We start from the raw sequence: 19739 nt of genomic DNA, 5'->3' as shown, positions 1-19739 counted from the left end.
TCGCGAGCAGGCTCGCTCCCACATTGGGTGTGTGTTTAGTCAGTTGGGGCCCCGAGTTTTTCGGGGCTTTTTTCGTGTTGGGTCAGAGCACGTGTTGGGAGATCAGTTTTGAGATTTCTACCATCGATGTTCTGCCGGTGAATTCGAATTTCACTTTGCCCAGTGACGAGAAATAGATCTCCAATTCGGAATCCAGGTCGAAAGTGCCGGATGTTTCCACCGAGTACGCCACGATGTTTTTATACGGCAGCGAGGTGAAGTCTTTTTTGCTGCCGGTGAGGCCCTGCACGTTGACGGCGATGATGCGTTTGTTGGTGAACACCACACCGTCGCGCATGGATTTATAGGCGTCGATGACCTGCTCCCCTTCCAGCAGCAGCGCGCTGACGCGTTCGGCGTATTCTTCGTTTTGCTTGAGTTTGAAGAATCCCTTGTTGTTGAAATCAATCATGTGTCGCTCCTGTTATTCAATCTGTATTGGCCCTTTGGTCCCAGCATCGCTGTCCGTCCAGTAGTCCTGATTCTGCAGGCTCCGATCGCCCTGGAGGGTGAAGAGGATTTTGCCCTGGCGAAACTGTAGCGTGCCGTCGGTACGCTTGGCTTTGACCGGTTTGCCGTTGACCCACACCTGTTCCTTGGCATCGATGCGGACGGTGGCGACGGTTGCGCCGGCATCGTTCTTGGCCACCCATTGCCCGACGTAGGGGGTTGGGGTGCTTGAGCTGTCCGCGGCGGGGTTGCTGAAGCCTGCCTTGGCGTTTTCTGCCTTGCTCTTGTGGATATCACAGCCTTGGGTTTCGCTGACCTGGGTGCAGCCGGATTGCTCCAGTTGCTTGCGGTATGTGTCGTTGATGGCGTAGGCCGGGGATTGCGCCGCGATCAGGATGACCAGCGCAGGCAGGATGAGTCGGTTCATGTGTGCTCCTTTGCGATCTCGTCGGACGGCATCGTACGTCCACTGTAGCGGGCGGGTGTGCCGCGCTTGTGCCACAAAACATTTCAGACAATGCGCGCCGTGGTCAGTGCTCTTCTAGACTTAACGGGTAGTCGTGGAAAGAACCAAACACGTCGCTTTGGTGCAGTCGAATCAATACCAGCGTGGCAAGCTCCCTTAATGCCCTATAAAAGGTGCGGCAAAGACCGCGCCGGGCACAACAAGATGCCCGCTCAGGGTGCCCTGGCCAACGGCCTGACAATGCCACGATACCGTGACGTGGTGTGAATGCCGCAGCCGACACTTTCGGACGACCGACAACCGCCTGGTTTGTCCGTGACCGTGAGGAATGCTGTATGCCTGATGAGATGTTGCAATTGCCTATGGTCAACAGCGTGCTGGAGCGCCACAAGGGCTCTGCGGGTGCACTGTTGCCGATCCTTCATGAGATTCAGGCCGGTATCGGTTACATCCCCGATGCCGCCATCCCCGAGATTGCCCACGCCCTCAATCAGAGTCAGGCCGAGATTCGCGGCGTGATCAGCTTTTACCATGACTTCCGCACCGCGCCGCCGGCCCGGCATATCCTGCGGCTGTGTCGGGCGGAGTCGTGCAAGAGTCGTGGTGCCGAGCAGTTGGCCGCGCAGTTGCGTGAACGTCTGCAACTGGATGACCACGGCAGCAGCGCCGATGGCAGCATCAGTTTGCGTCCGGTGTATTGCCTTGGTGCTTGTGCTTGTTCGCCGGCGCTTGAGCTGGATGGCCGGGTGCATGCGCGGCTCAGCGCTGAGCGTCTGGATGCTTTGCTTGATGCTTGCCGGGAGGACGCATGATGCCGGCTTTCTATCTGCCCCGTGATTCGCTGGCCCGTGCCGTCGGTGCCGAAGAGGTTGCGGCGGCCCTTATTACCCATGCCCGGGGACGCGTTGTGCCTCTGGAGTTGCAACGCACCAGCTCTCGCGGCCTGTACTGGCTGGAACCCTTGCTGGAAGTGGACACCCCGCAAGGCCGTATCGGCTTCGGCCCGCTGACCGCTAGCGATGTGCCGTCGGTGCTCGATGCGCTGCAAGGCGACCCGTCCTCGCACCCACTGGCCTTGGGCTTGGTGGAAGAATTGCCGTATCTCAAGTCTCAACAACGCCTGCTGTTCGCCCGCGCCGGCATCACCCGGCCGTTGTCGCTGGACGATTACCGAGCCCACGGCGGTTTCGAGGGTTTAACAAGGGCCGTCACGATTGGCTGCGATGAAACCGCGACTGCGGTGTTCGATTCAGGCCTGCGTGGCCGTGGCGGCGCAGCCTTCCCCGCCGGGATCAAATGGCGCACGGTGCGCGCTACCGAGGCGGCGCAAAAGTACATTGTGTGCAACGCCGACGAAGGCGACTCCGGCACCTTCGCCGACCGTATGTTGATGGAAGGCGACCCCTTCCTGCTGATCGAAGGCATGGCCATTGCCGGCATCACCGTCGGCGCCAGCTACGGCTACATCTATGTGCGCTCGGAATATCCACAGGCCATCGCCACGTTAAATGAGGCGCTGGCGATTGCCCGGACTAACGGTTACCTCGGCGCCAACGTCGGCGGCAGTGGCTTGGCCTTCGATATGGAAGTGCGCGTCGGTGCAGGCGCTTATATCTGCGGTGAAGAAACCGCGCTGCTGGACTCGCTCGAAGGCAAACGCGGGATCGTCCGCGCCAAGCCACCGATTCCCGCCTTGAAGGGGTTGTTCGGCCTGCCGACGCTGGTGCACAACGTGCTGACCCTGGCCTCGGTGCCGCTGATTCTGGCCAAGGGTGCGCAGTTCTATCGCGATTACGGCATGGGCCGCTCCCTCGGCACGATGCCTTTCCAACTGGCGGGCAATATTCGTCGTGGCGGCTTGGTGGAACGGGCCTTTGGCCTGACCCTGCGCGAACTGGTGCAAGACTACGGCGGCGGCACCGCCAGCGGTCGACCACTGAAAGCCGCACAAGTCGGCGGCCCGCTCGGCGCCTGGGTGCCGCCGTCGCAATTCGATACGCCACTGGATTACGAAGCGTTCGCCGGCATCGGCGCGATGCTCGGGCACGGTGGTGTGGTGGTGGCGGACGACACGCTGGACATGGCCCACATGGCGCGCTTCGCCATGCAGTTCTGCGCCGAGGAATCCTGTGGCAAATGCACGCCCTGCCGCATCGGCTCGACCCGGGGCGTGGAGGTGATCGACCGCTTACTGGCCGCGCCGGACCAGAACGGTCGCGATGAGCAGGTGATCATCCTCAAGGACCTGTGCGACACCCTGCAATACGGTTCGCTGTGCGCCTTGGGCGGCATGGTTTCCTTTCCGGTCGCCAGCGCCCTCAAGTACTTCCCCGCCGACTTCGGTCTGCAATCTTCGGAGGCCGACCAATGATCACTCTCTTCGACCCGAACACCGACATCGATCTGGGCACGCCGGCCCGCGAAAGTTCGGTGCAAGTCACGCTGAACATCGACGGTCGCAGCATCAGCGTGCCCGAAGGCACCTCGGTGATGCGCGCCGCTGCGCTGATGGGCACTACGATTCCGAAACTGTGCGCCACCGACAGCCTGGAAGCCTTCGGTTCTTGCCGCATGTGTCTGGTAGAAATCGACGGCATGCGCGGTTACCCGGCGTCCTGCACCACGCCGGTCAGCGAAGGCATGAGCGTGCACACCCAGACGCCGAAACTCGCGACGCTGCGCCGCAATGTCATGGAGCTGTACATCTCCGATCACCCGCTGGACTGCCTGACCTGCTCGGCCAACGGCAACTGCGAGCTGCAAACCGTCGCCGGTCAGGTCGGCCTGCGGGAAGTGCGTTACGGCTATGAAGGCGAGAACCATTTGGCCGACGTGAAGGACACGTCCAACCCCTACTTCGACTACGACCCGAGCAAGTGCATCGTCTGCAACCGCTGCGTGCGCGCCTGCGAAGAAACCCAGGGCACGTTTGCCCTGACCATTACCGGGCGCGGCTTCGAATCCCGTGTGTCCGCTGCCGGTGGCGATAACTTCCTCGACTCGGAATGCGTGTCCTGCGGCGCCTGTGTGCAAGCCTGCCCGACCGCGACCCTGATGGAAAAAAGCGTGGTCGAACTGGGTCAGCCTGAACGCAGCGTGATCACCACGTGTGCCTATTGCGGCGTGGGTTGCTCGTTCCGCGCCGAGATGAAAGGCGACCAACTGGTGCGCATGGTTCCCGACAAAAACGGACAAGCCAACCACGGCCACTCTTGTGTCAAAGGGCGCTTTGCCTGGGGCTATGCGACCCACCCGGATCGCATCACCAAACCGATGATCCGCCAGAACATCAACGACCCTTGGCAGGAAGTCAGCTGGGATGAAGCGGTGACTTACGCCGCCAGTGAATTCCGCCGTTTGCAGCAAAAATACGGCCGCGACTCCATTGGTGGTATCACCTCCAGCCGCTGCACCAACGAAGAAACCTACCTGGTGCAAAAACTGGTGCGCGCCGCGTTCGGCAACAACAACGTCGACACCTGTGCGCGGGTCTGCCATTCGCCGACCGGCTATGGCTTGAAACAAACCTTGGGCGAGTCCGCCGGCACCCAGAGTTTCGACTCGGTGATGCAAGCCGACGTGATCCTGGTGATGGGCGCCAACCCCAGCGATGCCCACCCGGTATTCGCCTCCCAGCTCAAACGTCGCTTGCGTGAAGGCGCACGGCTGATCGTCATCGACCCACGCCGCATTGATCTGGTGGACTCGGTGCATGCCCGCGCTGAATATCATTTGGCCCTGCGTCCGGGCACCAACGTCGCGATGCTCAACGCCTTGGCCCATGTCATCGTCACTGAAGGCCTGCTCGATCAGGCCTTTATCGACGCTCGTTGCGAGGGCAACGATTTCGCCCGCTGGAGCGAGTTCGTCAGCCGCGCGGAAAACTCGCCGGAAGTGCTGGCCGCCATCTGCGGCGTAGACGCTGCCGACATCCGCGCCGCTGCCCGTCTGTATGCCACCGGCGGCAACGCGGCGATCTACTACGGCCTCGGCGTCACCGAACACAGCCAGGGCAGCACCGCTGTCATGGGCATCGCCAACCTTGCCATGGCCACCGGCAACATCGGCCGCGAAGGCGTGGGCGTGAACCCGCTGCGTGGACAAAATAATGTGCAGGGCTCCTGCGACATGGGCTCCTTCCCCCACGAGTTGCCCGGCTACCGGCACATCTCCAACGAAGTGGTACGCGCGCAGTTCGAACAGGCGTGGAACGTCACGCTGCAACCCGATCCGGGCCTGCGTATTCCGAACATGTTCGAATCTGCACTGGCCGGCAGTTTCAAGGGCTTGTATTGCCAGGGCGAGGACATCGCTCAGAGCGACCCGAATACCCAGCATGTCACCGCGGCCCTGTCGGCCATGGAATGCGTGGTGGTGCAGGACATTTTCCTCAACGAAACGGCCAAGTTCGCCCACGTATTCCTGCCGGGCGCTTCGTTCCTGGAGAAGGACGGCACGTTCACCAACGCCGAGCGGCGCATTTCACGGGTACGCAAGGTAATGGATCCGCTGGGCGGCAAGGCTGACTGGGAAGGAACGGTAGCCCTGGCCAACGCCTTGGGTTACCCGATGAACTACAAACATCCATCAGACATCATGGATGAAATCGCCAGCCTGACGCCGACCTTCACCAATGTCAGCTACGCCGAACTGGATCGCCACGGCAGCCTGCAATGGCCATGCAACGCGGCGGCACCGGACGGTACGCCGACCATGCACATCGAGGAATTCGTGCGCGGCAAGGGGCGCTTCATGCTCACCGGTTATGTGCCCACCGAGGAGAAGGTCAACAGTCGCTATCCGCTGTTGCTGACCACCGGGCGCATCCTCAGCCAGTACAACGTCGGCGCTCAGACACGGCGGACAGAAAACGTCGCCTGGCACGACGAGGATCGATTGGAAATCCACCCGACCGACGCCGAGAGCCGTGGTATCAACGAGGGTGACTGGGTCGGCATCGGCAGCCGCGCCGGGCAGACCGTACTGCGTGCGCGGGTCACCGAACGGGTCGCGCCGGGCGTGGTGTACACCACGTTCCACTTCCCGGAATCGGGGGCCAACGTGATCACCACCGACAACTCCGACTGGGCCACCAACTGTCCGGAGTACAAGGTCACCGCCGTGGAGGTCAGCCGCGTCTACCACCCTTCCGAGTGGCAAAAACGCTATCAGGCCTTCAGTGATGAACAGGACCGTCTGCTCAAGGAACGCCGGCATGCCCGTGGAGCCAAAGCGGAGGTGCGCCGATGAGCACTGAAAACCTGATCAAGATGGCCAACCAGATCGCCCAGTATTTTGCCACTGAACCGGACCAGCAAGCGGCCGTGCTCGGCGTGCGCAATCACATTCAGATGTACTGGACACCCGGCATGCGCATGGAATTGCTGGCCTGGCAGACGGAGCATCAAGGGGCCGACATGCATCCACTGGCGCAGGCGGCGGTCAGTGGGGCGGGCTGGGCGGCTTAGGTTCACACAATCCTTGGCCTGCTGACTGAAACCTGTGGCGAGGGAGCTTGCTCCCGCTGGGCTGCGCAGCAGTCCCCTTCTTCTTCGGAAATTAGGGGGCCGCTTCGCGACCCAACGGGGGCAAGCCCCCTCGCCACATTGGTTTCGCGCTGCTGCTCAATCAAGTCGATATAAATCCACAACGTCCTTCAGCTCAGAGCCACTGATTTGATATCGTGCCTGCCATCGCCTGACCTCATCAAAGGCCCACGACGTTGTTAACAGGGAAGATTGAATGCAGTTAATCAGTATCTTGATGTTTTTCGCTGCATCAGCAGGGATGTGGATTTGGGTCGTGAAGAGCCGTGGCCCGTTGAATATCTGGCTCGCGAACCTCGCTGGTGCCGTGGCCAGTTTTATCGTCGGGACTGCGGTGCTGATTCTTTGCTCGAGCTGGTTAACCCCGGACGCCCCCGTCTCGCGAGCCCCGGCCTTTGCGCTTTATACGCTGATGGCATTTTTGGGCGCTCTGATCGGGACCTGGCTCTTGGTATTCAGCAAGTGCAACCAGGAACAATCCCCCGCTTATCGACATTTTGCTGCGGCAGCGTGCAGCCTGGTGAGCGCATTGATCACGCTGGTGGTGGCGACTACGATCTTTCCCCTCAAGTGACCCCATCGGGCAATTGATGAAGTTCGGCCACGGCTCTGCGCTATCATCGCCGACCTGTGCGCCAAGAGCCTTGAACCCGGATGCCCGTATCTCTGCCGTTGTCTGACGATTGCAACTCACTGCCACCGGTGCTGGTCGGCCCGCTGTTGCGGCGGCTGGAGCCTGCGCGGCTGGTCATGTGGCTCGTGGGCTCACGGGCGCTGTCGCTGACGTTGCGCCTGCAAGACTGCGCCGACATCCGACTGGATGCCGGGCAGTGCACCGTCATCCCGATTGGCACTCACGCGTTTATCCACTTGATCGATGTGCCGCTGGCGAGCGCCCTGCCCTGCGACACCGTGATCGAGTACGACCTGTTGATCGACGGGACGGGCATCGCCGACTGGGCGCCGCACCTGCTCTACGGCGACGCGCGCTGCCCTAACTTCGTCCTGCGCTCGCGCATTGATCAGTTACTGCATGGCTCCTGCCGTAAACCCCATCACCCGGCCACCGATGGCTTGCTCTGTGTCGACGCTTTATTGGCAACGGAACATGACGCATCGCAGCGCCCGGCGTTATTGATGATGACCGGCGATCAGGTTTACGCAGACGATGTGGCGGGACCGATGTTGCGGGCGATTCACGCCTTGATCGAGCGGCTGGGACTGTTCGAAGAACACCTCGAAGGCGCCGTGGTCAGCGACAGCGCCAAGCTTTATGAGCACCCGGCCAGTTACTACCACCGTGCGGATTTGTTACCGGCGCTTGAGAGCAACGAAACCCTGCGCGAGCGATTTTTCGGTGGCGCGCGCAAGCCGATTTTCACCAGCAGCAGCGCCGACAATCATCTGGTGACGTTCGCTGAAGTGATGGCCATGTACCTGCTGGTCTGGTCGCCGACGCCGTGGACATTGATCGCCCCGCAACCGCCCGCGCTGACGCCTGAAAGATTCAAGCGTTATGCCGTTGAACAGACCAATATCGACGGCTTCAAGTCCGGCCTGGGCGGTGTCGCTCGGGCCATGGCACATCTGCCGTGCCTGATGATTTTCGACGACCACGACATTACCGATGACTGGAACCTTTCTGCGCAATGGGAAGAAACGGCCTACGGCCATCCCTTCTCCAAGCGCATCATCGGCAACGCCTTGATCGCCTACATGCTCTGCCAGGGCTGGGGCAACAACCCCGACGCGTTCAGCGACGTACTGGAAAAAACCTGTTTGCTCAGTGTCACCGGGGCCGACCGTTACCTCGACAGTCCGGTGCAGGACGACTTGATCGATGCGCTGTTGAGCTTCCAGCAGTGGCATTACGTGCTGCCGACCACGCCCGCCCTGGTGGTGATCGACACCCGCACCCGACGCTGGCGCAGTGAGATGAACCTCAAGCAACCGTCGGGACTGCTGGACTGGGAAGCCCTCAGCGAACTGCAACAGGAACTGCTCGATCATCCGTCGGCGATCATCGTTTCACCCGCGCCGATCTTCGGCGTCAAACTGATCGAAACCGTGCAGAAAGTCTTCAGCTGGTTCGGTTATCCCCTGCTGGTTGACGCCGAAAACTGGATGGCCCATCGCGGCGCGGCGCAAGTGATCCTGAATATTTTCCGACACTCACGCACGCCGGGTAACTACGTGGTGCTTTCCGGTGATGTGCATTATTCCTTCGTCTACGAAGTGCTGATCCGACACCGCAAGGCCGGCCCGAAAATCTGGCAGATCACCAGTAGCGGCATCAAGAACGAATTCCCGCCGAGGCTGCTCGAATGGTTCGACCGCCTCAACCGCTGGCTCTACTCGCCGCGCTCGCCCCTCAACTGGCTGACCAAACGCCGCCGCATGCGCATCGTCCCGCATATCCCCGAACATGCCGAGGCCGGCGAACGGCTATGGAACTCGGCGGGCATCGGCCAGGTGTACTTCAATGAGAAAGGGCAACCCCAGGATATCTATCAGCACAACTCAAACGGCTCGCCCAAGACCCGGATGGTTGCGCCTGAACATGACGACTGAAACGGCGAGTCACCATGAACCTCACCCGCACGCTGATCATCGGCAACTCCGGCGCAGGCAAAAGCTGGCTGGCGGAACGATTGGCCGCACAACTCAAGGCGCCATGGATCGATCTCGACCTGATTTACTGGGTCTCGGACGAACACAGCATCGCCCGCCCGCACGCCGCGGCACTGGGCATCGCGCGGGTGGCGGCCGATGAAGATGAGTGGGTGATCGAAGGTGTTTATGGCTGGATCGTCAGAGAACTTATCCACAGGGCAACGGCGCTGATCTGGTTGTGTGTGGATGACGAGCGCTGTGTGGCCAATATTCGTCAGCGGGAACAAAGACCGGACGATGACGAGTTGCTGAAAGCGTTGCTGGAATGGGCTGGCAGTTATCGGATGCGCGAGGACGCCAGTGGATTTACCGTACACCGGCAATTGTTCGCAACGTTCACGGGTTCAAAAATAAAACTTATGGATCGAGGTGAAATCAGCACTTTTGCGAACGCCGATAGACCATCCCATATCCCCTAATGCCGCAATACTTGTGGGGGCGAGGCTGATGCCTCGACCGTGGATTCACTATCGCGATGGGTGCTCGGAGCCACGACGTACAAGATCTGTGGGAGAAATCGGATTGGGACTACGTCGGTCTCGGAAACGTCTTTTGGTTAGTCGATAGATACTCAGCCTCTATCGCTATCAATGGGGAGAAACCCATGCAAAACGTCAAACACCGGATAAATTGCAAAAACAGTGAAGACATCGCTTGGGCTGAATCCGAAGCAACGGATGAAACAGTTTATCTTCTGAACTCCGCAGCCAACGCTGAACGTCTACTCACGTCGATTGATAACTTTCGTGCTGGGCGAACCAAAGCAAGAAGGTTAGTTACGTTGACGGAGATGCCGATTCTGTAGGCACTGTCGAAGACCTCTTGGAGCTCGGCAGTTCCTACAGGAAACGTGTATCAGGCAATGGTCACGGCCCGACATACCCCTCTGACAATCATCTCCACCTCCCGCTCATCAATCGTCAGCGGCGGAAGCAACCGAATGGTTTTCCCGCGTGTCACGTTGATCAGCAAACCATGATCCCGCGCAGCGATCAGGGTCAAGTCGCGTATCGATTGCTTGAGTTCGATGCCGATCATCAAACCTTGACCACGGATGGCCAGGACGTTCGGATTGTCCGCCAACTCGCTGCGTAATCTGGCGAGCAGACGTTCGCCCTGAAGCCTGGCGTTCTCCAGCAGACCTTGTTCTTCGATGATGTCCAGCACGGTGCAACCCACACGGCAGGCCAGTGGATTGCCACCGAACGTGCTGCCATGACTGCCAGGTGTGAACAGATCGGCGGCTTTGCCCCGGGCCAGGCAGGCACCGATAGGGATGCCATTGCCCAGCCCTTTGGCCAGGGTCATGACGTCCGGGACAATGCCCTCGTGCTGGAAGGCGAACCATTGGCCGGTGCGGCCGATGCCGGTCTGGATTTCGTCGAGCATCATCAGCCACGAGCGCTTGTTGCAGAGTTCGCGCACCGCTTTGAGATAGCCCGGCGGCGCCAGCTGCACACCGCTTTCGCCCTGGATGGGTTCCATCAGGATCGCTACGATTCGTTGGCCGTGGGTTTGTTGAACATCATTCAGAGCGCGGAGATCACCGAACGGAACCTTGACGAAATCCCCCGGCAACTCATTGAATCCCAGGCGCACCGCCGGGCCGTCGCTGGCGGATAACGTGCCCAGCGTCCGACCATGGAAAGCGTTTTCCATGACCACCACCAGCGGTTGCTCGACGCCTTTGTGCCAGCCGTAAAGCCGTGCGAGCTTCAGCGCGGTTTCGTTGGCTTCGGCTCCGGAGTTGTTGAAGAACGCTCGCTCCATGCCGGACAACGTCGTCAGCCGCTGCGCCAACCGTTGTTGCCAATCAATGCTGTAGAGGTTGGACGTGTGCAGCAGTAAACCGGCTTGCTCAGTGATCGCCGATACGATTCGAGGATGGGAGTGGCCAACGTTGGTCACCGCGACACCCGCCACCGCGTCCAGGTATTCACGACCCGCCTCATCCCAAAGGCGCGTGCCCATCCCTTTGCTGAAACTCAGGGCCAGCGGTTGGTAAGTGCTCATCAGGCAGGCGGCGGTCATGGGATCAAGCTCCATCTATGGTCGGTGTTTTTGCAGTATGGTTAGCCACCTGAGCTGGATAAACGCTGTAATACTTCATTCATCTTAAAGCCGAGCTTGATAATGGATTTGTTCCAGGCAATGACCGTTTACGTACGCGTGGTAGAAGCCGGCAGCATGACCGCCGCCGCCCAGCAGTGCGAAATGTCCACGACCATGGTCGGCAATCACCTGCGGGCACTGGAGCAACGCCTGGGTGTGCGCTTGCTCAACCGTACGACACGGCGCCAGCGCCTGACAGAATTCGGCTCGGCCTATTACCAGCGCTGCCTTGAAGTATTGGGGTTGGTGGCCGATTCCGAACGTCTGGCCGAACAGAGTCAGGACGCGCCCAGTGGCACCTTGCGCATCACGGCACCACTGACCTTCGGCACGGAACGGCTCGCGCCGGCCCTTAGCGAGTTTTCACTGCAATGCCCGCAAGTCAAACTGGACGTGGTGCTCACCAACGGGCGCCCTGACCTGCTCGAAAACGGCCTCGATGTCGCATTTCGCCTGGGCGCCATTGAGCCGTCCAACCTGATCGCCCGGCCATTGATCGATTACACGCTGACCATGTGTGCATCACCGCAATACCTCGCACGCCGATCAACGCCGGAAAAACCCGAAGACCTGCAACATCACGATTGTTTGTCCTTTGCCTACCCGGTCGGGGACGACTGGCAATCGGTGGAAAAACAATGGCGCCTGAGCGGGCCGGAAGGTGAAGTGATGGTGGCCGTCACGGGTCCGATGCTGATCAACAGTTCGGCGGGGTTGCATCAGGCTGCCCGCACCGGGATGGGCATCGTGATGCTGCCCGATGCGCTGGTGGAACAGGACCTGCTCAGCGGAAAACTGGTGGCGTTGATGCAGAACTATCAATTGCCGAGCCGGCCCATGCACCTGGTGTACGCCCAGGATCGCTATCGATTACCGAAATTACGCCACTTCGTCGACTTTGCCATGCAGTTGTGGGGCAAACACTAGCCGTGGCAATGCGCCATGAACTAATCTCGACGCCAGGCGAATCAATTGATATCTGTGCGTCAGGGAGAGCGGTGATGGGGGAAGCATCAAATATCACGCCGTTGAAATTCAATGTGTCAGATTTTAGCGAAGACCTGCTCCACACCATTCTGGAACTGGTCAGCGATGGCATTTGGGACTGGAACGCCAACACAGGTTTGGTCTATCGCAACCCAGGTTGGTACAAGATGCTCGGCTACGAGCCTCATTCCCTGGACAACACCGTGTTGACCTGGGAAAACATCATCCACCCTGACGATTACCCCGGCGTCATGGCCGTGTTTGATGACTACCTGAAACAGCGCGCGCCCACCTATCAAGCCGAATATCGCTGCCGCATGCGGGACGGCAGCTACACCTGGATCGAAGACCGCGGCTATGTGCTGTCTCGCAACGCAGACGGTACAGTAGCGCGGATGGTCGGCGCACACCGCAGCATCGACGATAAACGACGTCTGCTCGAAGAGTTGGAACGCCGCGCTCATTCCCTTGAAGCGATCGTTGAAGAGCGGACCCGCGAGTTGTCCCGGGTCAATCAGCAGCTTCAGATTCAACTCGAAGCAAATCGCAAACTGGCGGAAACCGACACGCTCACCTCCATCGCCAATCGCTACCTGATGGAAAAAAGCCTGCCTCAGGAATGCGAACGAGCCCAACGTTTTCGACGACCGTTATCATTGATCGCGATGGACATCGACGACTTCAAGATCATCAACGATCACTACGGACATGCCTTGGGTGACGCCGCCATCGTGCAAGTGGTCGAAGGCGTGAAGCACTTCGTGCGCGAAGGGGATCTGCTGGCGCGATGGGGCGGTGACGAGTTCATCATGATCCTTCCCGATACTTCGTTGGCTGACGCCAGACTCCTGGCTGAGAAAATCCGCGGGGGCCTGTCGAGCCTGCCCCCAGTGGGTGCGTTTCAAGTGACCATGAGCTTTGGCGTGGTCCAGCGTTTTGAGGAAGAACAGCAGACCGGGTTGCTGGCTCGGGCTGATCAGGCGCTGTATCGGTCAAAGGTGGCTGGCAAGAATGTGATTTCGGGGTAAACAAAACCCGTTATCGCATTCACTCACATCCCCGCCTTCACCAACACCGGTTTCTCCTGATATCGCTCGGGATACAACTGCTTCAACTGCGCCACTTTCGGTAGATCGTTGATCACGATGTACGGATAGGTCGGATGCTCGGTCAGAAAATCCTGGTGCTCCTCCTCCGCCGGGTAGAAACCGTTGTAGGTTTCCAGCTTGGTCACTATCGGTTTGTTGAACGAATGAGCAGCGTCCAGCTGGACAATGTAAGCCTGGGCGACGCGTTGCTGTTCGGCGTTCTCAGTGAAAATCGCCGACCGGTATTGAGTGCCGCTATCTGGGCCTTGGCGGTTCAGTTCGGTGGGGTTGTGGGCCACCGAAAAATAGATCTGCAGCAGCGTCCCGTAACTGACCTGAGCCGGATCGAAAGTGACTTCGACGGACTCCGCGTGGCCGGTATCGCCCTCGCTGACCCGTTCATATTGGGCAGTATTGGCCGCACCGCCGGCGTAACCGGAGACCGCTTTCTTCACGCCTTTAACGTGCTGAAAAACACCTTGGACGCCCCAAAAACATCCGCCGGCAAACACCACTTTTTCGCTGTGGGCCTGGGTCGTTTCATCCAGCGCTGGTGGAGGGATGATGACGGCGTCTTCGGCTCCGAACGAGAATGCCGAGCACTGACTGATAACGCCGGCAGCGGCCATTCCCAACAGGGTGCGGCGCCAGGTGAACAGGGTTTTCATGGAGCAGACTCCTCAACAAATGAAATGACTTCAACCGAACGTAAACGCGTAGGCCGAGACACCCGGATCGAGAAACTCGATGCTGAATGTCCGGTCTGTCACGCCGCCGCTCTGGCGTACCAATTGATACAAACGCTGTGAATTCACACTGCCGCTGCCATCGGGTGCCACATCGGTGCCGTGGGCATCGCCAGGGGCTTTGCCGTCAATGAGCACTTTGAAACGCACCGGTTTACCGTCGGCACCGGGGCCCAGCACCAGGTGCAGATCACGGGCATGGAAGCGATAAACGATGCGACTGGCTGGCGCACTGGAGGTCGCACGCTCTGAACCCACATTCCATTTTCCGTCCAGGCTCCAGTCGTTGAGGGCCAGTTCGACAGGTGGGCTGTACGCGGCCACTTTGTCCGGCACAAGGCCGGTTTCGGGGACGAAATGCTCCGCCCGCTGGAAACCGACATAGGTTTCCGGTGATTGCACTTCGCTCATGTCCGGCGCGAGTTGAACCCCTGTTGCATCCGCGTCGATCAAACCGTCCGCGACTTTCACCGCGCCCGCTTCACGCAGCAGTTGCTGGATGACCCTTTCCGATTCGGCGTAATCGCCTTCACCAAAGTGGTGATAACGAATGCGCCCCTGAGCATCGGCAAAGTAGTGGGCCGGCCAGTATTCGTTGTTGAAGGCGCGCCAGACTTTGTAGTCGTTATCGATGGCCACCGGATACGTGATGCCCAGGTCCTTCATGGCCTTGGTGACGTTACCGACGTCGCGTTCGAAGGCGAATTCGGGGGCATGAACACCGATCACCACCAATCCCTGATCGCGATACTTCTCGGCCCAGGCTTTCACATACGGCAAGGTGCGCAGGCAGTTGATGCAGGAGTAAGTCCAGAAATCCACCAACACGACTTTGCCCTTCAAGGCTTGCACAGTCAGGGGTGGGGAATTGAGCCATTGCACCGCGCCATCCAGCGGTGGGAGATTGCCTTCAATCGGCAGCGCGCCCGATGCCTTGTCACTCGCTTTCATCGCGCCACCCGCGGCCATCATCGCTCCGCTATTGTTCGGCGACTTGCCGGCCAACCGGCCCACCAGGGCTTGTTCGATCCCGCCGGTGGACGCGGTCGAAACCCGTGCCAGAATCCCGGTGTCCAACCCCAGGGCTATCGCGGCGACACCCGCCAGCATGGCGGCGCCCAGACCGCGCCGAACCCATTCGCCGGCGCCAATCGAGCGCTTCATCGCCGCGAAGACTTTACCGCCGAGCAGCAGCGCCACGGCCAGCGACGTGGCGGCACCGGCCGCGTAAGCCAGCAGCAACAGCGTGGTTTGGATGCTTGCCCCTTGCAGTGCCGCCCCGGTCAGCAACAGGCCCAGAATCGGCCCGGCGCAAGGCGCCCAGAGCAGGCCCGTGGCGACGCCGATCAGGAACGAAGCGCCGGGACGCGGCCGGGCATCGGCGCCAGCGGCTTCCGACAGTCGGCTGCCGGCCGCCACCACTGGCCGTGTCAGACGCTCGGCCAGTTGCGGCAGCAGCAGCGTCAGCCCGAACAGTGCAACGAACAGCAACGCGAGCCAGCGACCGTACTGATTGACTTGCACCACCCAACCGCCGCCCACCGCCGCCAACGTGGCGACCAGGGCGAAGGTCAACGCCATCCCCGCCAACAGCGGCAAGCCACTCTTCATAAACGGCTGCCCGGTTCGAGCGAAGACAAAGGGCAGCACCGGCAGAATGCAGGGGCTGACAATCGTCAGTACGCCACCGAGATAAGCGAGAACCAAAAGCCACATAGCGTCGACCTGCATCAAGTGAGTGAAAGGAAATGCCCATGAATCAAGCCGCCTGTGGCTCGAACGTCAGCGCCAGACCGTTCATGCAATAACGCAGGCCGGTAGGCTTGGGCCCATCATCGAAGACATGCCCCAGATGACCGCCACAGCGCCGGCAGTGGACTTCTTCACGCAGCACGCCAAAGGACCGGTCCTGACGAGTGGCCACCGCTTTGTCCAGGGGCGCCCAGAAGCTCGGCCAACCGGTGCGACTGTCAAACTTGGTATCGGATGAGAACAGCGGCAGATCACAACCGGCGCAGGCGAAAACGCCCTCGCGATGTTCATTGTTCAAGGGGCTGCTGTAAGCCCGCTCGGTGCCCTCTTCCCGCAGGATTTCGTACTGCTCGTCGCTGAGCATGGCGTGCCATTCGCTGTCGCTGTGGGTCACCTCGAATACCTCCGCCGCGCCGGCGTCACTGACCAGTGCGGTACTGGCGGCAAATTTTGGCAACACACCGATCACCAAGGCTGCAGCGCCCAGCCCGCCGCCCGCTACAAGAAACTGTCGCCGTGAAAACATGGCCTTCTCCAAAATTCCCGATGCCTGATAAGGAACACAGCCTAGGCTTGGGTTGATCGCCAAATCCTCACGAGCAGTTAAACAATTCGTGATAACTCGGACTGAGGAAAACCCGCACAATGTGCCCATTGCGCTACAAAGGATTGAGCTTTATGGAACAGACCAAACGCGTCCTGGTGGTCGAGGACGACCTGCACATCGCCGACCTTATCTGCCTGCATCTTCGTGATGAGCAGTTCGAGGTGGTGCACTGCGCCGACGGTGACGAAGGCATGCGCCTGTTGCAGCAAGGAAGCTGGGACGCCTTGATCCTCGACCTGATGCTGCCCGGTGTCGACGGCCTGGAAATCTGCCGTCGGGCACGGGCGATGGCCCGCTATACCCCGATCATCATCACCAGTGCACGCTCCAGCGAAATGCACCGGATCCTGGGACTGGAACTCGGCGCCGACGATTACCTCGCCAAACCCTTTTCGATGCTGGAACTGGTCGCCCGGGTCAAAGCGCTGTTGCGCCGGGTCGACGCCATGGCCCGCAACCTGAAGATGGACTCGGGCAGCCTGATGACGGACGGCTTGTCCATCGACCCTATCACCCGTGACGTCTCGCTCGATGGTCGTCGCCTGGACCTGACGCCACGGGAATTCGACCTGCTGTACTTCTTCGTTCGCCAACCCGGCAAAGTCTTCTCGCGCATGGATTTGCTCAACGCGGTCTGGGGTTACAGCCACGAAGGTTACGAACACACGGTGAACACCCACATCAATCGTCTGCGGGCCAAGATCGAAGCCGATCCGGCGCTACCTGCGCGCATCCTCACGGTGTGGGGCCGAGGCTACAAATTCGCCGTCAAGGAGGAGCAGCCATGAGGCTGACCCTGACACAACGCCTGTCGCTGGTGTTCGCCATTCTGTTGCTGGTGTGCTGTGGCACATCGGCCTGGATGCAGGTGCGCTCCAACAAGATGCATGAGCTGGAAGTGGTCCAGGGGCTATCGCGCGATCTGGCGCAACACATCGCCCATGACACGGTGCTGATGGACAGCAGCGGGCTGATGCCCAATGCCATTCGTGAATTGTTCAGCAAACTCATGCAGGTCAATCCCAGCGTTGAGGTTTATCTGCTCGACACCGAGGGCAAGATTGTCGGAAGCGCCGCACCGGAGGGCCGGATACATCGGGAGCGGATCGATCTGGCTCCCGTTCAGCGCCTGCTCAAAGGCGATGCCCTGCCGATTCTCGGTGATGACCCGCGCAGTGTTGACGGCCGCAAGGTGTTCAGCGCTGCGCCGTTGCAGGTCAACGGCCAACCGGCCGGTTATCTGTATGTGGTACTGCTCAGCGAAGAACACGACCGCTTCGCCGAACGCGGTGCCACCAGCGCCGCGCTCAATACCGCCCTGTTGTCCATCGGTCTGGTGGCGTTGCTGTGCCTGATTGCCGGTCTGACGGCATTTGCCCTGATTACCCGACCGCTGCGACGCTTGACCGAAAGAGTCAGCCAGTTCGACATCGACGGCGTGCCCTCTTCACCCCCTCCATCGGAGCCGGTGGAAAAAGCCGCCAGTCACGATGAAATTGCCGTGCTGGACGCCGCCTTCCGGCAGATGCAATCCCGACTCAGTGAACAGTGGCGCTCGCTGACACGTCAGGACCAGGAGCGCCGCGAACTGGTGGCGAACATTTCCCACGATCTGCGAACACCACTGGCCTCGCTGCATGGATACCTGGAAACCCTGTCGCTCAAGGACGCCACGTTATCCCCCGCCGACCGGCGTCGCTATCTGGGCATTGCCCTGGATCAAAGCCGCAAGGTGGGTGGCCTGGCGCAATCGCTGCTGGAACTGGTCAGGCTGGAACACGGTTTTGTACAACCGGTGCTGGAGCGCTTCTCACTGACCGATCTGGTGCAGGACATTTTTCAGAAATTCGAACTGACCGCCGAAGCACGCCAGATCGAACTGAAGGCTACTTTCGCCCCTAACGTTTCCGCGGCCTGCGCCGACCTGGGATTGATCGAGCGGGTGCTGACCAACCTGTTCGACAATGCCCTGCGCGATACCCCGCAAGGTGGAGAAATCGAGCTGAGCCTGCGCCCGCAAGGGCCGTTTATCGAAGTCACGGTCAGCGACACCGGCCCCGGTATTGCGGCGCCCTTACGCGAAGGTCTGTTCCTGCGCCCCTTCAACATTGGCGGTGCACGGCGCGATGGCGGGTTGGGGCTGCGCATCGTGCACCGAATCCTGCAATTGCACGGTCGCGAGATCCAGTTGATCGACTTACCCGGGCGGGGCGCGACCTTCCGCTTCTCCTTGCCGGTGGATCAGCAAACGGCGGAACAATGGGCGGTTCACTCGATGAACCTGAATTCGATGGGGAAATAGCCGACGTTCCGGCAACGCACCAAAATGCCTTCTCGCAAAAATCATGACCAACTGCCTGTTCATCCGTGACAACTCAGCGTGGGTCCAATAGATTAGGCGACCTGAAAAGGCCCTGTGCTTTCTCGCCTCAATTCAAGTTAAAAGAAGTAGTGAAATTTCAATGTCCGATTCCAACACCGCTGAATCCGTAGTCACCCTGTCGTCCAAAGCGGAATACGAAAACTCCATCAATCTTTCACAGCACGTGCCACAGGCCAAGACCATCAGCGAGATGGTCCTGGACGCTTTCCAATCCACCCGGGAAAGCGACCAGATCCGCGAGCTGCGCGCCGCGATTCGCCAGGCACATGACAGCTTCGACGACGATAAAGCCTATGAACTGATGGGTGAACTCAAGCAGTTGAAAGACGCGGAAGCGTCTGACATCGCGGCTCTCGAAGACCTGAGCAGCAAATTCCCGATCAGCCGGATTCTCTCCAGCTTCAAGGATGACCCGGCGTTTCAGGAAATCGTCTACGGCCTCGCGCTGAAAGTGCTGAACCAGACTCACCAGGCCATCAGCAACCCGAGCAGTGGCAAAAGCAAAGTGGCTCGCGCCAAGAAAGATCTCGAAGTGTTCACCATCAGCAAGGACGGCATAAACGTCACCCTGCCGCTGCGCACCCCGCGCTCAAGCCTGAACGTCGACCGCAAGGCGCTGGAGTTCCTCGGCTTTACCTTCGTCGGCGAAGGTGAGGACGCAGTGATTGAAAGCGAGACGTTCCTGGATAACGCCGGCGTCGAACAAGCGGTCAACCGCAAGAACATCATCACCGCATTGCAGCAGCAAACCGCGTTCGACGGCTACAGCATCGCCGCGCAGTAACACGCTTCACCCCAAAGCCCCGCCCTTGCAGCGTAATGCTGTTCACTTAAGCGGAGCAGCCTTACGGTCCACTGGAAACCGGGTCTTTGAGATCTTCACCGTCCTT

Annotated in this window: 19 protein-coding genes; 13 read left to right on the top strand and 6 right to left on the bottom strand. The window is 59.9% G+C overall.

Annotated features, from left to right (window positions below):
• Positions 1-82: 82 nt before the first annotated feature.
• Together AC07N8_RS25360 and AC07N8_RS25355 are read right to left on the bottom strand one after the other, a co-directional pair.
• The gene (locus AC07N8_RS25360; protein WP_077431301.1) at positions 83-451 is read right to left on the bottom strand and encodes a PH domain-containing protein; all 369 of its coding nucleotides are present in this window, start codon (positions 449-451) and stop codon (positions 83-85) included.
• A gap of 12 nt (positions 452-463) precedes the next feature.
• The gene (locus AC07N8_RS25355) at positions 464-916 is read right to left on the bottom strand and encodes a hypothetical protein (RefSeq protein WP_493146302.1); all 453 of its coding nucleotides are present in this window, start codon (positions 914-916) and stop codon (positions 464-466) included.
• A 374-nt stretch (positions 917-1290) separates the two neighbouring features.
• On the opposite strand from AC07N8_RS25355, the gene AC07N8_RS25350 reads away from it, so the two are divergent.
• The 8 genes from AC07N8_RS25350 (at position 1291) to AC07N8_RS25315 (ending at position 9979) form a co-directional block, all read left to right on the top strand.
• Positions 1291-1767, top strand: coding sequence for a formate dehydrogenase subunit gamma (locus tag AC07N8_RS25350; protein ID WP_077431299.1), 477 nt, complete (start codon positions 1291-1293; stop codon positions 1765-1767).
• Positions 1764-3326 carry a formate dehydrogenase beta subunit gene (locus AC07N8_RS25345; RefSeq protein WP_493146300.1) on the top strand — a complete coding sequence of 521 codons (1563 nt, stop codon included), beginning with the start codon at positions 1764-1766 and terminating at the stop codon, positions 3324-3326. Before AC07N8_RS25350 ends, AC07N8_RS25345 begins: the two co-directional genes overlap by 4 nt.
• Positions 3323-6205 (top strand): formate dehydrogenase subunit alpha, encoded by a 2883-nt coding sequence (fdhF, locus tag AC07N8_RS25340; protein ID WP_493146298.1) that lies wholly within the window; start codon positions 3323-3325, stop codon positions 6203-6205. Before AC07N8_RS25345 ends, fdhF begins: the two co-directional genes overlap by 4 nt.
• Positions 6202-6423 (top strand): formate dehydrogenase subunit delta, encoded by a 222-nt coding sequence (locus AC07N8_RS25335; protein ID WP_483842875.1) that lies wholly within the window; start codon positions 6202-6204, stop codon positions 6421-6423. Before fdhF ends, AC07N8_RS25335 begins: the two co-directional genes overlap by 4 nt.
• A 274-nt stretch (positions 6424-6697) precedes the next feature.
• A complete protein-coding gene (locus AC07N8_RS25330) occupies positions 6698-7075 on the top strand; it encodes a hypothetical protein (protein ID WP_493146296.1) in 378 nt (125 codons plus the stop codon).
• A gap of 80 nt (positions 7076-7155) precedes the next feature.
• Positions 7156-9072, top strand: coding sequence for an alkaline phosphatase D family protein (locus tag AC07N8_RS25325; RefSeq protein WP_493146294.1), 1917 nt, complete (start codon positions 7156-7158; stop codon positions 9070-9072).
• A 14-nt stretch (positions 9073-9086) separates the two neighbouring features.
• Positions 9087-9593: a P-loop NTPase family protein gene (locus AC07N8_RS25320; protein ID WP_493146292.1), complete on the top strand. Its 507-nt coding sequence runs from the start codon at positions 9087-9089 to the stop codon at positions 9591-9593.
• Between the two features lie 185 nt (positions 9594-9778).
• Positions 9779-9979 (top strand): type II toxin-antitoxin system Phd/YefM family antitoxin, encoded by a 201-nt coding sequence (locus AC07N8_RS25315; RefSeq protein WP_483842871.1) that lies wholly within the window; start codon positions 9779-9781, stop codon positions 9977-9979.
• A 50-nt stretch (positions 9980-10029) separates the two neighbouring features.
• Here the strand turns inward: AC07N8_RS25315 and AC07N8_RS25310 are convergent, their stop codons facing one another.
• A complete protein-coding gene (locus tag AC07N8_RS25310; RefSeq protein ID WP_483842870.1) occupies positions 10030-11205 on the bottom strand; it encodes an aspartate aminotransferase family protein in 1176 nt (391 codons plus the stop codon).
• A gap of 102 nt (positions 11206-11307) precedes the next feature.
• Between AC07N8_RS25310 and AC07N8_RS25305 the strand changes: the two genes are divergently transcribed.
• Together AC07N8_RS25305 and AC07N8_RS25300 are read left to right on the top strand one after the other, a co-directional pair.
• Positions 11308-12213: a LysR family transcriptional regulator gene (locus tag AC07N8_RS25305; protein WP_493146289.1), complete on the top strand. Its 906-nt coding sequence runs from the start codon at positions 11308-11310 to the stop codon at positions 12211-12213.
• A 74-nt stretch (positions 12214-12287) separates the two neighbouring features.
• Positions 12288-13301 (top strand): sensor domain-containing diguanylate cyclase, encoded by a 1014-nt coding sequence (locus AC07N8_RS25300; protein ID WP_493146286.1) that lies wholly within the window; start codon positions 12288-12290, stop codon positions 13299-13301.
• A gap of 23 nt (positions 13302-13324) precedes the next feature.
• Here AC07N8_RS25300 and msrA read toward each other — a convergent pair whose 3' ends face one another.
• The 3 genes from msrA to msrB are packed head-to-tail and all read right to left on the bottom strand — an operon-like array spanning position 13325 to position 16385.
• Positions 13325-14029, bottom strand: coding sequence for a peptide-methionine (S)-S-oxide reductase MsrA (gene msrA, locus AC07N8_RS25295; RefSeq protein ID WP_493146284.1), 705 nt, complete (start codon positions 14027-14029; stop codon positions 13325-13327).
• A gap of 30 nt (positions 14030-14059) precedes the next feature.
• The gene (locus AC07N8_RS25290) at positions 14060-15823 is read right to left on the bottom strand and encodes a cytochrome c biogenesis protein DipZ (protein WP_493146282.1); all 1764 of its coding nucleotides are present in this window, start codon (positions 15821-15823) and stop codon (positions 14060-14062) included.
• Positions 15824-15866: 43 nt separating this feature from the next.
• Positions 15867-16385 (bottom strand): peptide-methionine (R)-S-oxide reductase MsrB, encoded by a 519-nt coding sequence (gene msrB / locus AC07N8_RS25285; RefSeq protein WP_483842865.1) that lies wholly within the window; start codon positions 16383-16385, stop codon positions 15867-15869.
• A gap of 152 nt (positions 16386-16537) precedes the next feature.
• Here msrB and AC07N8_RS25280 point away from each other — a divergent pair, with 152 nt between their 5' ends.
• The 3 genes from AC07N8_RS25280 to AC07N8_RS25270 all read left to right on the top strand — a co-directional run bounded on the left by AC07N8_RS25280 (position 16538) and on the right by AC07N8_RS25270 (position 19633).
• Positions 16538-17254 carry a response regulator transcription factor gene (locus tag AC07N8_RS25280; RefSeq protein ID WP_123435046.1) on the top strand — a complete coding sequence of 239 codons (717 nt, stop codon included), beginning with the start codon at positions 16538-16540 and terminating at the stop codon, positions 17252-17254.
• A complete protein-coding gene (locus tag AC07N8_RS25275; RefSeq protein WP_493146280.1) occupies positions 17251-18768 on the top strand; it encodes a sensor histidine kinase in 1518 nt (505 codons plus the stop codon). Before AC07N8_RS25280 ends, AC07N8_RS25275 begins: the two co-directional genes overlap by 4 nt.
• 160 nt (positions 18769-18928) lie before the next feature.
• Positions 18929-19633: a hypothetical protein gene (locus tag AC07N8_RS25270; RefSeq protein ID WP_483842863.1), complete on the top strand. Its 705-nt coding sequence runs from the start codon at positions 18929-18931 to the stop codon at positions 19631-19633.
• Positions 19634-19739 lie beyond the last annotated feature (106 nt).

The sequence above is a fragment of the Pseudomonas sp. GW821-FHT10C09 genome, from assembly GCF_059415465.1.
The sequence above is the reverse complement of the archived record's forward strand: the minus strand, read 5'-3'. Positions and strand labels throughout refer to the sequence as shown.

Coding starts and splice junctions, on each gene's coding strand:
- msrB (WP_483842865.1), bottom strand. CDS start 16,385: ATGTTTTCACGGCGACAGTTTCTTGTAGCGGGCGGCGGGCTGGGCGCT.
- AC07N8_RS25290 (WP_493146282.1), bottom strand. CDS start 15,823: ATGTGGCTTTTGGTTCTCGCTTATCTCGGTGGCGTACTGACGATTGTC.
- AC07N8_RS25350 (WP_077431299.1), top strand. CDS start 1,291: ATGCCTGATGAGATGTTGCAATTGCCTATGGTCAACAGCGTGCTGGAG.
- AC07N8_RS25325 (WP_493146294.1), top strand. CDS start 7,156: ATGCCCGTATCTCTGCCGTTGTCTGACGATTGCAACTCACTGCCACCG.
- AC07N8_RS25300 (WP_493146286.1), top strand. CDS start 12,288: ATGGGGGAAGCATCAAATATCACGCCGTTGAAATTCAATGTGTCAGAT.
- AC07N8_RS25345 (WP_493146300.1), top strand. CDS start 1,764: ATGATGCCGGCTTTCTATCTGCCCCGTGATTCGCTGGCCCGTGCCGTC.
- AC07N8_RS25310 (WP_483842870.1), bottom strand. CDS start 11,205: ATGACCGCCGCCTGCCTGATGAGCACTTACCAACCGCTGGCCCTGAGT.
- AC07N8_RS25305 (WP_493146289.1), top strand. CDS start 11,308: ATGGATTTGTTCCAGGCAATGACCGTTTACGTACGCGTGGTAGAAGCC.
- AC07N8_RS25320 (WP_493146292.1), top strand. CDS start 9,087: ATGAACCTCACCCGCACGCTGATCATCGGCAACTCCGGCGCAGGCAAA.
- AC07N8_RS25330 (WP_493146296.1), top strand. CDS start 6,698: ATGCAGTTAATCAGTATCTTGATGTTTTTCGCTGCATCAGCAGGGATG.
- AC07N8_RS25280 (WP_123435046.1), top strand. CDS start 16,538: ATGGAACAGACCAAACGCGTCCTGGTGGTCGAGGACGACCTGCACATC.
- AC07N8_RS25335 (WP_483842875.1), top strand. CDS start 6,202: ATGAGCACTGAAAACCTGATCAAGATGGCCAACCAGATCGCCCAGTAT.
- AC07N8_RS25275 (WP_493146280.1), top strand. CDS start 17,251: ATGAGGCTGACCCTGACACAACGCCTGTCGCTGGTGTTCGCCATTCTG.
- AC07N8_RS25315 (WP_483842871.1), top strand. CDS start 9,779: ATGCAAAACGTCAAACACCGGATAAATTGCAAAAACAGTGAAGACATC.
- msrA (WP_493146284.1), bottom strand. CDS start 14,029: ATGAAAACCCTGTTCACCTGGCGCCGCACCCTGTTGGGAATGGCCGCT.
- fdhF (WP_493146298.1), top strand. CDS start 3,323: ATGATCACTCTCTTCGACCCGAACACCGACATCGATCTGGGCACGCCG.
- AC07N8_RS25360 (WP_077431301.1), bottom strand. CDS start 451: ATGATTGATTTCAACAACAAGGGATTCTTCAAACTCAAGCAAAACGAA.
- AC07N8_RS25270 (WP_483842863.1), top strand. CDS start 18,929: ATGTCCGATTCCAACACCGCTGAATCCGTAGTCACCCTGTCGTCCAAA.
- AC07N8_RS25355 (WP_493146302.1), bottom strand. CDS start 916: ATGAACCGACTCATCCTGCCTGCGCTGGTCATCCTGATCGCGGCGCAA.